General features: G+C 45.1%; 11 protein-coding genes. All 11 read left to right on the forward strand.

Translation table 11 applies throughout. The features are described from left to right. Positions 1–127: 127 nt before the first annotated feature. The 11 genes from G5B06_RS04405 to G5B06_RS04455 all read left to right on the forward strand — a co-directional run bounded on the left by G5B06_RS04405 (position 128) and on the right by G5B06_RS04455 (position 12,508). Entirely contained in the window at positions 128–1,363 is a 1,236-nt protein-coding gene (locus G5B06_RS04405) for an ABC transporter substrate-binding protein (protein WP_092071267.1), read from the forward strand. Between the two features lie 78 nt (positions 1,364–1,441). After that, on the forward strand, positions 1,442–2,320 hold the full coding sequence (locus G5B06_RS04410; protein WP_044961978.1) for a carbohydrate ABC transporter permease: 879 nt from the start codon (positions 1,442–1,444) through the stop codon (positions 2,318–2,320). Positions 2,321–2,331: 11 nt separating this feature from the next. Then, positions 2,332–3,186, forward strand: a complete 855-nt coding sequence (locus G5B06_RS04415) for a carbohydrate ABC transporter permease (protein WP_021652326.1) — start codon at positions 2,332–2,334, stop codon at positions 3,184–3,186. Between the two features lie 41 nt (positions 3,187–3,227). Next, positions 3,228–4,337, forward strand: a complete 1,110-nt coding sequence (locus G5B06_RS04420) for a glycoside hydrolase family 172 protein (RefSeq protein ID WP_021652327.1) — start codon at positions 3,228–3,230, stop codon at positions 4,335–4,337. A gap of 15 nt (positions 4,338–4,352) precedes the next feature. Further along, positions 4,353–5,606 (forward strand): ABC transporter substrate-binding protein, encoded by a 1,254-nt coding sequence (locus tag G5B06_RS04425; protein ID WP_244094528.1) that lies wholly within the window; start codon positions 4,353–4,355, stop codon positions 5,604–5,606. A 176-nt stretch (positions 5,607–5,782) separates the two neighbouring features. Next, the gene (gene hrcA / locus G5B06_RS04430) at positions 5,783–6,826 is read left to right on the forward strand and encodes a heat-inducible transcriptional repressor HrcA (RefSeq protein ID WP_059085387.1); all 1,044 of its coding nucleotides are present in this window, start codon (positions 5,783–5,785) and stop codon (positions 6,824–6,826) included. 18 nt (positions 6,827–6,844) lie between these two features. Beyond that, complete coding sequence (gene grpE / locus G5B06_RS04435) at positions 6,845–7,480, forward strand: nucleotide exchange factor GrpE (protein WP_059085388.1); 636 nt, start codon at positions 6,845–6,847, stop codon at positions 7,478–7,480. 53 nt (positions 7,481–7,533) lie between these two features. Continuing rightward, the gene (dnaK, locus tag G5B06_RS04440) at positions 7,534–9,426 is read left to right on the forward strand and encodes a molecular chaperone DnaK (RefSeq protein WP_148447345.1); all 1,893 of its coding nucleotides are present in this window, start codon (positions 7,534–7,536) and stop codon (positions 9,424–9,426) included. A 21-nt stretch (positions 9,427–9,447) separates the two neighbouring features. Continuing rightward, on the forward strand, positions 9,448–10,647 hold the full coding sequence (gene dnaJ, locus G5B06_RS04445) for a molecular chaperone DnaJ (RefSeq protein WP_173762408.1): 1,200 nt from the start codon (positions 9,448–9,450) through the stop codon (positions 10,645–10,647). A gap of 159 nt (positions 10,648–10,806) precedes the next feature. After that, on the forward strand, positions 10,807–11,760 hold the full coding sequence (prmA, locus tag G5B06_RS04450) for a 50S ribosomal protein L11 methyltransferase (protein ID WP_118071205.1): 954 nt from the start codon (positions 10,807–10,809) through the stop codon (positions 11,758–11,760). 4 nt (positions 11,761–11,764) lie between these two features. Next, complete coding sequence (locus tag G5B06_RS04455) at positions 11,765–12,508, forward strand: 16S rRNA (uracil(1498)-N(3))-methyltransferase (protein WP_118062783.1); 744 nt, start codon at positions 11,765–11,767, stop codon at positions 12,506–12,508. Positions 12,509–12,511: the final 3 nt, after the last annotated feature.

The raw sequence follows: 12,511 nt of genomic DNA on the forward strand, positions 1-12,511 counted from the left end.
AGAGAACGAAAAATAATATAAATAAATCATAAAATATTGTATTTAGAATGAGGGGGCTCTCTGGTATCCTTAAACCATCAAAAACAGGTGTGGACAAACACGAAAATGTCCAGAAAGGAAGAAAGATATGAAGAAAAAAGTAATGAGTGCAGTTTTGGCAGCAGCGATGGTTGTGGGTATGGCAGGTAACGTGGTTACTGTTTCCGCAAAGGAAAAATATGATCTTACCTTATACAGCGTCAACACCACAGACCCGGATTTTGAGGACTGGCTTGCAAATGTGGAAGATGCCACGGGCCTGAACATTAATGTAATTGCGGCACCTACAGATACAGATACCCGTCAGCAGAAGATCACCACAATGCTTTCCACAGGAGATACTTCCGTGGATGTCATTGAGATCAACGATGAGATGAGCGCGGCATTTAAAAATTCCGGATGGCTGGAAGGACTGAACGATACAGTAATGACAGATGATATCGCTGATCAGTTTGCCCAGGGATATGTAAAGGATATGATCACAGATAAGGACGGAAACATCGTCGGTGTTCCAGGCTATACAGGATATCTTGCATTCTGGGTAAATCAGGAGATCATGGATGAGGTCGGAATCAAATCCATTGATACAAAAGAGGATTTCATGAAGTATATGAAGGCTGTTTCCAAGGACGGAAGATTCGGCTACGGCGGTTCCTGGGAGAAAACCTATGCATTTAACGAGCTTGCACAGTTTGTAAACATGTTCGGCGGCGATTATTTTGACTGGACCAAAGAGGAAAACAAGGAAGCAGTTCAGTTCCTTCACGATCTGGTTGCTAATAAAGAAACATCCATCGAACAGATTGCAGATAAATATGACCAGATGAATCCGAAGATCAATGACGGAAAATACGGATGCTGGTTCATGTGGGGCCTTGGAACAGATTATGCAAAGGCAGATATGCTTGGCGCAGATAAGATCCACATGGAAATGGTACCGGATTTCAGCGGCAAGGGAGAGCGTGCGATCTTTACAGATTCCTGGAGCTATGTTCTCAACAAAGCATCCAAGAATAAAGATGCAGCTGTGAAATTCCTCCAGTATATGGCTGATGAAGGCGGAATGGAAGCTTCCTATAAAGCATTTGACAGATATCCTGCAAGAAAGGATGTTGCAGAGAAGGTAGTTCCGGATTCTGACCCGGCAAAAGAAATGTACAGCAGATATGCAAATGAATGCAATGTACAGGGACGTCCGATGGTGGCACAGACAATGGAATTTATCAGCGATATGGGAACAATCTTCCAGTCCTGTATGAAAGACGAGATTACAGTTGATGAGTTCTGCAAGAAGGCTCAGGATGTGGTAGATATGTATAAGTAAAAGATATAAAAAAACAGCAATGTAAAGCAGAGGTAAAAGTCTGCTTTACATTGCTTGATGAACAGGGAGGAAAGTTCCATGACAATAAGCAAAAAAAATATGAAGTGGATACCATGGCTTTTGATCCTGCCGGTTGTACTGATTCGAGGTTTTACAACAGTATATCCCATTCTGATGACTGTGAAAAACAGCTTCTTTAATATCAGTATCCTTGCAGGTATCAATGAATTTATAGGCTTCAAGAATTACCTGAAGGTATTTTCTGATCCTAAAGTGCTCACATCGATCAGCTTTACGGCAATATTTGTGGTTGCTTCCATGATCTTTCATGTGATCCTCGGAGTTATCCTGGCACTGATCCTGAATATGAAATTCAAAGGCCGCCGTTTTCTGAGGACCATCGTGCTGATCCCGTGGGCTATGCCTGCAGTAGTAGCCGGTATGGCTGCAAAATGGGCATTTAACAATGATTATGGTCTGATCAATGATTTTATCCGCTGGTTTGTACCGGGTTACCAGAACAGCTGGCTGATCAATACAGGTACTGCAAGAGCAGCGGTAATTGCAATGGACCTGTGGAAGGACCTTCCGTTCTTTGCAATTCTTGTACTTTCCGGACTTCAGTTTATTTCCGGCGATATCTATGAGGCAGCAAAGGTAGACGGTGCAAACGGGATCCAGAGCTTTTTCCGGATCACACTTCCGCTGATTGCAAAAAATGTCCTGACTTTATGTATTCCGTTCACACTCTGGAGACTGACAACCTTCGATCTGGTTTATTCCATGACATCTGGAGGCCCTGGAGAGGATACTGCGCTGATCGCATACAGAATCACAACAGAAGCATTTACAAATCTAAACGTAGGATATGCTTCGGCGCTGGCTATGCTGCTGTTTGTTGTAATGGCGATCTTCAGCTGGCTGAATATACGTGTTATGAATAAGTTTGACAGTTAGGGGGAATTATCGTGAAGAATACAGGAAAATATAATGTTTATCATGGAGTGGTAGCCGTTGGAAGATGGGTTCTGTTTGCAGTTGTGGCTTTTCTGATCCTGTTCCCGGTTTACTGGATCTTTATTTCTTCGATCACACCGTCAGGAGAACTGTTTAAAACACCGATCGATTATCTTCCGGATCATCCCACACTGGAAAGCTATAAATTTCTGATACAGAATGTAGGACTGCTTTCAAAGATCGGAAATACAGTTCTGATCGTAGGCATTACACTTGTGATCAGTACCGTGCTGTGTGCAATGGCTGCCTATGGCTTCTCAAGATTTAACTCAAAGGGAGTTTCTGTTGCATTTGCGTTTGTTCTGGCTACCATGCTGATCCCTGAGGTTGTCACAGCCCGCCCGCTGTATGAGTTTATGCAGAAGGTAAAGCTGTATGATACATATCCGGGACTTATCCTTCTTTATATCAGTACCGTTATACCGTTTACGGTTCTGATCCTCAGAAACTTTGTCGGTGAGATCCCGATCTCACTGGAGGAGGCAGCTGCTATTGACGGCGCATCTTTTTCACAGAGACTGTTTACGATCGTTCTGCCGCTGATGAAGCCGGCAATCGCTACGGTTTGCATTATCAACTTTATTACCTGTCTGAATAACTTTTTCACACCGTTGTTTTATTCAAATGGTATTCAGGTACTTTCTGTTTCCATCGTACAGCTTCCGTTACGTGACAACATGTATGGAGTTCCGTGGGATCTGGTCAGCGCCATGGGATGGATCATCCTTCTTCCGATCATTATCTTTGTAGCTGTTTTTGAGAAACAGATCATGGATGGTATCATGGCAGGTGGAGTAAAAGCGTAAATATAATATTTTTAATTTCCAAAAGAGAGGAGAAAACAGATATGTATCAGGCATTTACAGGCGGACTGGGAGGGATCGCACTTGCAAAGCATGGAAAAAGCCGTGCGATCAACGCAGAAAATCCTCATGGAGAAAAAGGCAGAGGCGGTATGGCTGCAAGTCATCTGGGACCGTCCAGAAAAGGAAGCCCGTGTCTCAGGGATATTGAGCCGGGAACTGTGGTAACTCTGGCAGAAATGGAAGGACCGGGACAGATCAATCATATCTGGATCACCGTTGATAACAAGACTACAGAGGCAGATTGCTTTGTACTGAGAGATCTTGTAATCCGTATGTACTGGGATGACGAGGAAACTCCTTCCGTGGAAAGTCCTCTGGGTGATTTCTTCTGCTGCGGATTCGGAAGGGAATGTTTTGTAAATTCTGTTCCGGTGGCTGTTGTTCCAAACAGGGGCTTTAACTGCTATTTCCCGATGCCGTTTAAGAAGAAAGCAAAGATCACACTGGAAAACCAGCATGCAAATAAAATCCCGGCTTTCTTTTATCAGGTAGATTACTGTCTCTATGATGAGCTTCCGGACGATATTGCTTATTTCCATGCGCAGTGGAGAAGGGAACGGTTGACAGAAAAAACAAAAGATTATACAATTTTGGATGGAGTAAAAGGAAAAGGCCATTATATAGGAACCTACATGGCACTTACCACACTGGAACGTTACTGGTGGGGCGAGGGAGAAATGAAGTTTTATATTGACGGAGATGAGGAGTATCCGACCATCTGTGGAACAGGAACGGAAGATTACTTTGGTGGTTCCTGGAGCTTTGCCAAACAGGTGGATGGAAAAACCGTGGAACAGAATTATAACACGCCGTATCTGGGATATCCGTATTATTCTGCCCATGACGAGCTGATCCACAATTTTTATCATAATGATGACTGCCCGCCAATGAGAGGCTTTTACAGATGGCATTTACAGGATCCAATCTGCTTTGAAGAGGATCTTCGCGTTACGATTCAGCAGATAGGCGTCGGATACCGTGGCCTGTTTGAACGACAGGATGATGTGGCAAGTGTAGCGTACTGGTATCAGACACTTCCTCATGCACCGTTCCAGCCGTTGATGTCAAAAGAGGATAGATGGCCCAGATAAAAAGGGTGGTAGAGATTGAAAAAACAGGTATTTTGCGGGGTATTTGCCCTGGCTCTGGCAGTGACAGGATGTGGAGTCCAGAAGAAGGAGGCTGCATCTGATATTGTGCCGGAGAACAGACAGGAACTGACGATCCTTCATGTGGATGCAGGCACAGAAGGCTTTGATTCTTTTATCAGCCAGGCGGAAAAAGATCTTGGAATAAAGATCCATATTAAAAAATGTCCGGCCAATGCGGACAATCGCCAGGCCAAAATAGCAACTCTTCTGACATCAGGAGATGATTCTGTTGATCTGATCACAGTAAATGATGAGATGATATCCGAATTTAAACATAAGGGATTTCTTCTTCCGTTGGAAGATACGGTTATGACAGAGGAGACAGCGGCGAATTTTCTGCAGGAATACCTGAAAGAAATATGCATGTCAGACGGACATATTTTTTCGGTACCGTTCAGGATGGATATCATGGCATTCTGGGTGAACCAGGAATTGCTGGATCAGGCTGGTCTGGACAGACTCTCCTGTCTCAGTGATCTTGAGATCCTTCAGAAAAAGCTTCAGAATACGGGAAAATATGCATATGGGGATGCATGGGAGATTTCTTACATATATAATAGTATCAGCGAGTATGTCGATTTTTTCGGAGGAGATTATACAGACTGGACGGATCCGAAAACAAGAGAAGCGGCAGAATATATGAAGCGAATGCTGGATACAGGGATGATATCAGAGGAGAATCTGATCGACCAGCATGACCAGCTGAATGAAAAATTTATAAACGGCCAGTATGGATGTATGTTTATGTATACCGGTGTGTTGAGTACTTTTCAGAATGCAGGCGTGTATGGAAAAGATAAGATCCATATGGCACCATTTCCGGAATTTGACGAGAAGGTGACCAATATCGCAACCTGGCAGTATGTACTGAATAAAAATTCTGATCATAAAGAAGCAGCTCTGAAGTTCCTTCAGTATGTGTCCGGATATGAGGCCAGTAAAAATTACGGACAGCTGACAAAAATGTGTCCGGCAAGACTGGATGTGATCGAGGATAAGAATTTTGATCTGGATGGCATTGAAATGATCCGGCAATATCTGAAAGATTATAAGCTGAAAGCAAGACCACTGTGTGCCGATTCCATAGAAGCCGTTTCGTCCATGGGAACGGAATTTCAGAAATATATGCTGGGACAGAAAACAGAAGCGGAATTTTTTGCCGGGGCACAGAACTGCATAGACCAGTATTACAAAAAAGCATCGTACTGATGCTTTTTTTGTTTTGAAAAAATAAGAACTTTTTTTCAAAACATATTGACAAATATTTTACATGGTGATATCTTAAAGACTGTAGATGTTAGCACTCCACTAAAATGAGTGCTAACAGATGTAAAAAAAGAATCAACATCCGTCAGGAAAGAATAAAAAGGAAAGGAGATGGATTCATGGAAGAGGTGTTGAATGAGCGCAAGCAAAAAATCTTAAAAGCAATCATCAAGACCTATATGGAAACCGGAGAACCGGTTGGTTCCAGGACCATTTCCAAGTATGCGGATCTCAATGTCAGTTCCGCAACGATCCGAAATGAAATGTCAGACCTGACAGATATGGGCTATATCGTCCAGCCTCATACCTCAGCAGGAAGGATTCCTTCAGATAAGGGCTACAGACTTTACGTCAATGAGTTGATGAAGGAGAAGGAAGCGGAGGTCGCAGAGCTGCGAGATCTGATCATTGAGAAGACAGATAAGATGGATAAGGTGCTTAAGAAGGTTGCGAAGGTTCTTGCTTCCAATACCAACTATGCTACCATGGTTTCCGTTCCGCAGTACAGCGGCAACAAGGTCAAGTTCATCCAGCTGTCGAGGATGAGCGAGCTTCAGCTTGTGGCAGTGGTTGTCAGTGACAACAACACAGTCCGGAACCAGATCATCAATCTGGATGAGGAAATGGACGACCAGACGATCCTGAAACTGAATCTTCTTCTTAACACCAATCTCAATGGGATTCCAATCCAGGATATCAACCTTGGGATGATCGCCAGACTGAAGGAACAGGCAGGCAGCCACAGCGGTGTGGTGGCAACGGTTCTGGATGCAGTGGCAGCCACCATTCATGTGGAAGAGGAAGATATGGAGATCTATACTTCAGGTGCAACTAACATTTTCAAGTATCCGGAGCTTGCCGATAAAGAGAAGGCAACGGAGCTGATCTCCGCATTTGAGGAGAAGCATGAACTTGCCGATCTTGTAAAAGAACAGATGTCAGATGGAGAGAATACAGGAATTCAGGTTTACATCGGTGATGAGATGCCAATCCAGACCATGAAGGACTGCAGCATTGTAACTGCCAGATATGAACTGGGAGACGGAATGTACGGAACCATCGGGATCATCGGTCCCAAACGAATGGATTATGAGAATGTAGTGGACAGTCTGAAGGAACTGAAGAATCATCTGGATGACGTTTTGAAAAAGAAGAAAACTTAGAAAGGCGGTAGAAAAAAAGTGTCGGAGGAAACAAAGAAAACATCCGAAGAGCAGGAAGCGGAGAAGGAAATCCCCGTAACTGACGGAGATCAGGAAGAAGAAAACCTGACACCGGAGGGAGAAGATCTGCCGGAGGAAGAAAATAATACTCCAGGCGAAGAAGCTGCCTCAGAGGATAAAAAAGAAGAAAAATCAAAAACTTCCTTCTTCGGAAAGAAGAAAAAAGATAAATCTGAGCAGAAGGTGGAGGAACTTACCGATCGCCTGAAGCGTACCATGGCTGAATTTGATAATTTCCGTAAAAGAACGGAAAAAGAAAAATCCAGCATGTACATCATCGGCGCAAAAGAGATCGTTGAAAAGATCCTGCCGGTTGTGGATAACTTCGAAAGAGGTCTTGCACAGGCACAGGAAGGCGATGCTTTTGCAGATGGAATGAAAATGATCTACAAGCAGCTTACCACAACACTGGATGAGCTTGGTGTGAAGCCGATCGAAGCAGTGGGAAAGGAATTCAACCCGGATTTCCATAATGCAGTGATGCATGTGGAGGATGAAGAGGTTGGAGAGAACATCGTGGTGGAAGAATTTCAGAAGGGCTACACCTACAAGGATTTCGTAGTACGCCACAGTATGGTAAAGGTTGCAAACTAACTGACAACAAACTTTATTTTAACAGATACAGACTAAAACAGGAGGAAAAAATCATGGGAAAGATTATTGGTATTGACTTAGGTACAACAAACAGCTGTGTAGCCGTAATGGAAGGTGGACAGCCAACAGTTATCGCAAATACAGAAGGCGCAAGAACAACACCATCCGTTGTAGCATTCACAAAGACAGGAGAGCGTCTGGTAGGTGAGCCTGCAAAACGTCAGGCAGTTACAAACGCAGACAGAACAATCTCCTCAATCAAAAGAGAGATGGGTACTGATTACCGTGTAACTATCGACGACAAGAAATATTCTCCACAGGAGATCTCCGCAATGATCCTTCAGAAACTGAAAAAGGATGCAGAGGCTTATCTTGGTGAGAAAGTAACAGAGGCTGTTATCACAGTTCCGGCTTACTTCAACGACGCTCAGCGTCAGGCAACCAAAGATGCAGGTAAGATCGCAGGTCTTGATGTAAAACGTATCATCAACGAGCCTACAGCAGCAGCTCTTGCATATGGTCTTGACAATGAGAAAGAGCAGAAGATCATGGTATACGACCTTGGTGGTGGTACATTCGATGTATCTGTTATCGAGATCGGTGATGGCGTTATCGAGGTTCTTTCCACAGCTGGTAACAACCGTCTTGGTGGTGATGACTTTGATAAGAAGATCACAGACTACATGCTTTCCGAGTTCAAGAGAACTGAGGGCGTAGATCTTAGCAACGATAAGATGGCTCTTCAGAGACTGAAAGAGGCAGCTGAGAAAGCTAAGAAAGAGCTTTCTTCCGCAACAACAACAAACATCAACCTTCCGTTCATCACAGCAACTGCTGAGGGACCGAAGCATTTTGATATGAACCTTACAAGAGCTAAATTCGATGAGCTGACACATGATCTTGTAGAGATGACTGCTGAGCCGGTTCGCCGTGCACTGTCTGATGCAGGTATCACAGCTTCCGAGCTTGGCCAGGTACTTCTGGTTGGTGGTTCTTCCCGTATCCCGGCAGTACAGGATAAGGTAAGACAGTTAACAGGCAAAGAGCCGAGCAAGAACCTGAATCCGGATGAGTGTGTTGCACTTGGTGCTTCCGTACAGGGTGGTAAACTTGCAGGTGATGCAGGTGCCGGTGATATCCTTCTTCTGGATGTTACTCCGCTGTCTCTGTCCATCGAGACAATGGGTGGTATCGCAACTCGTCTGATCGAGAGAAATACTACAATTCCTACAAAGAAGAGCCAGATTTTCTCCACAGCAGCAGATAACCAGACAGCTGTAGATATCAACGTTGTACAGGGTGAGCGTCAGTTCGCAAAAGACAACAAATCCCTCGGCCAGTTCCGTCTGGATGGAATCCCGCCAGCACGTCGTGGAGTTCCGCAGATCGAGGTAACATTTGATATTGATGCCAACGGTATCGTTAATGTATCCGCTAAAGACCTTGGAACAGGTAAAGAGCAGCACATCACAATCACAGCTGGTTCCAATATGTCCGATTCCGATATCGACAAAGCTGTCAAAGAAGCAGCTGAGTTCGAGGCTCAGGATAAGAAACGTAAAGAGGCGATCGACACAAGAAACAATGCAGACTCCATGGTATTCCAGGTTGAGAATGCACTGAAAGAAGCTGGCGACAAGCTTGACGCAAACGATAAAGCAAGTGTTGAGGCTGACCTCAATGCACTGAAAGATCTTCTTGCACAGACAGCAAATGCTCAGGAGCTTACTGATTCTCAGGTTGCAGACATCAAGGCTGCACAGGAGAAGATGATGGAGAGCGCTCAGAAACTGTTCTCCAAGATGTATGAGCAGACTCAGGGAGCTCAGGGTCAGGCTGGTCCTGGACCGGATATGGGCAACATGGGCGGAAACGCTGGTGCTCAGGGCGGAAATGAAGCAGGATACGGCGATGATGTTGTAGATGCTGATTACAAGGAAGTCTAAGACAAGTAGGAAATAATTACAATGGCTGATAAAAGAGATTATTATGAAGTCTTAGGTGTGGATAAAAACGCCGACGACGCAACATTAAAAAAAGCATATCGTAAGCTGGCCAAGAAATATCACCCGGATGTAAATCCGGGTGATAAAGAGGCTGAGGCGAAATTCAAAGAGGCGACAGAGGCGTACTCCGTTTTAAGTGATGCCGACAAGAGAAGACAGTATGATCAGTTTGGTCATGCAGCATTCGAAAACGGCGGCGGAGGCGGTGCCGGCGGCTTTGGCGGATTTGACTTCAACGGCGCAGATATGGGAGACATCTTCGGAGATATCTTCGGAGACCTGTTCGGCGGCGGAGGCAGAACCAGACGGGCCAACAACGGACCGATGAAGGGCGCCAACCTTCGTGCACGTGTGAACATTACTTTTGAGGAAGCGGTTTTCGGATGCGAGAAAGAGCTGGAAATCGTTCTGAAGGATGAGTGTACCACATGTCACGGAACCGGAGCGAAACCTGGAACATCACCGGTCACATGTCCGAAATGTAAAGGCCAGGGTCAGATCGTTTACACTCAGCAGTCCATGTTTGGTATGGTACGTAATGTCCAGACCTGTCCGGACTGTAATGGAACCGGTAAGGTGATCAAGGATAAATGCAGTGCCTGCCGTGGAACCGGATATACTTCTTCCAGAAAGAAGATCCAGGTATCTGTACCGGCCGGTATCGACAATGGCCAGTGCATCCGTATTCGTGAAAAAGGTGAGCCGGGAACCAACGGCGGTCCGAGAGGAGATCTGCTGGTTGAGGTAAATGTAGCCCGTCATCCGATCTTCCAGAGACAGGATATGAATATCTTTTCAACAGCTCCGATCACATTTGCACAGGCTGCACTTGGCGGGGAGATGCGTATCAATACGGTAGACGGTGAGGTTGCCTATGAGGTGAAACCGGGAACACAGACGGATACAAGAATCCGCCTGAAGGGCAAAGGTGTTCCGTCATTACGTAACAAGAACGTTCGTGGTGACCACTATGTAACACTGGTAGTCCAGACTCCGACTAACCTTAATGAGGAGGCAAAGAAAGCTTTGGAGGCTTTTGATGCGGCATGCGGCAACCGTCCGGCAGCAGACAGTACAGCCGAGACTTCCGAAAAATCTGAAAAAACAGAAAAGAAGAAAAAAGGTTTCCGTGAGAAAGTCAAGGAAATGTTTGAGGAATAAATAAAGTGAAAACAGGAAAGAGGCATAAAAAGCCTCTTTCTTTTTTTTCTGTATTCGTGTATATTAAAAGAAGTGCCCGTTTTCAGGGAAACAGAAAACAGGCAACAGACAGGAAAAGAAATCCGTAAATGTGTATACAGCATAAGGAGATATAGAAATATGAAATGGAACCGTTTTACACTTAAGACAAAAACAGAGGCAGAGGATATTGTGATCTGCACACTTGCCGAGGTGGGAATTGAAGGTGTGGAGATTCAGGATAAACAGCCGCTGACCGATGAGGACAAAGCGCAGATGTTCGTGGATATCATGCCGGAAGGACCGGCAGATGACGGCATCGCATATCTGAATTTCTATCTGGAAGAGGATGCAGATACAGAAGCCATTTTGAAAGATGTAAAAGAAGCACTGGAAGATTTAAGAAGCTTTGTGGATATCGGAGAAGCTACCATCACAGAATCCCAGACAGAGGATAAAGACTGGATCAACAACTGGAAACAGTATTTCCATCAGTTCTATGTGGATGATATCCTGATTGTACCGTCATGGGAAGAAGTGAAGGCAGAGGATAAGGACAAGATGATCCTTCACATTGATCCGGGAACAGCTTTTGGTACAGGAATGCACGAGACTACACAGCTTGTGATCCGCCAGCTGAAGAAATTTGTGAAGCCGGGAATGGAGATTCTGGATGTGGGAACCGGAAGCGGAATCCTTGGAATCGTTGCACTGAAGCTTGGTGCAGGCCATGTGGTTGGTACAGACCTTGATCCATGTGCAGTTCCGGCAGTATCTGAGAATAAGGAGGCCAACCAGATCGAGGAGAAATCCTTTGACATGATGATCGGAAATATCATCGATGACAAAGACGTTCAGGATCAGGTAGGATATGAGAAATATGATATCGTAACTGCAAATATTCTGGCAGATGTTCTGGTACCGCTGACACCGGTGATCGTTGCACAGATGAAAAAAGGCGCTTATTACATTACATCTGGCATCCTGGATGTAAAAGAAGACGTTGTAGTGCAGGCTGTAAAAGACGCCGGACTGACTCTGGTAGAAGTGACTCATCAGGGCGAGTGGGTATCTGTGACAGCAAGAAAGGACTGATCTCATGCAGCGATTTTTTGTGGAACCTCATCAGATCGACGGGGAAAGACATGAGATCCACATCACAGGAAGTGATGTGAACCATATCGTGAACGTGCTCCGCATGAAAAAAGGCGAGGAGCTCTGGATCAGCGACAAGGAGAAAGAATATCACTGTGTGATCGAAAATGCCGGGGAGGATGAAGTGCTGCTCCACATCCTCTATGTCCAGGAGCCGGATTATGAGCTGAAAAACCGCATTTATCTTTTTCAGGGCCTGCCGAAAGCGGATAAGATGGAGCTGATCATCCAGAAAGCAGTGGAACTTGGGGCATACTCCGTAGTTCCGGTTTCAACCAGACGATGTGTGGTAAAACTGGATAACAGGAAAGCGGAAAAAAAGGTATCCCGCTGGCAGCAGATCGCGGAAAGCGCGGCAAAACAGTCCAAGCGCATGCTTGTTCCGGAAGTCCATTCCGTGATGACATTTAAGGAAGCCCTTGCTTACGCAAAAGAACTGGATGTTCTGCTGATCCCTTACGAACTTGCAAAAGGAATGAAAGAGACAAAGGAACTGATCCAGGCAATCGAACCGGGAAAAAGCATCGGTGTTTTTATCGGCCCGGAGGGTGGATTTGAAGAGCAGGAAGTGGCAGATGCCATGGAAGCCGGTGCGAAACCGATCACCCTGGGACACCGGATCTTACGGACAGAAACTGCGGGACTCGCAGTACTTTCTGTTCTGATGTTTCAACTGGAGGATGAATAAACT

It is taken from the genome of Blautia luti (assembly GCF_013304735.1).
Taxonomy (GTDB): Bacteria; Bacillota; Clostridia; order Lachnospirales; family Lachnospiraceae; genus Blautia_A.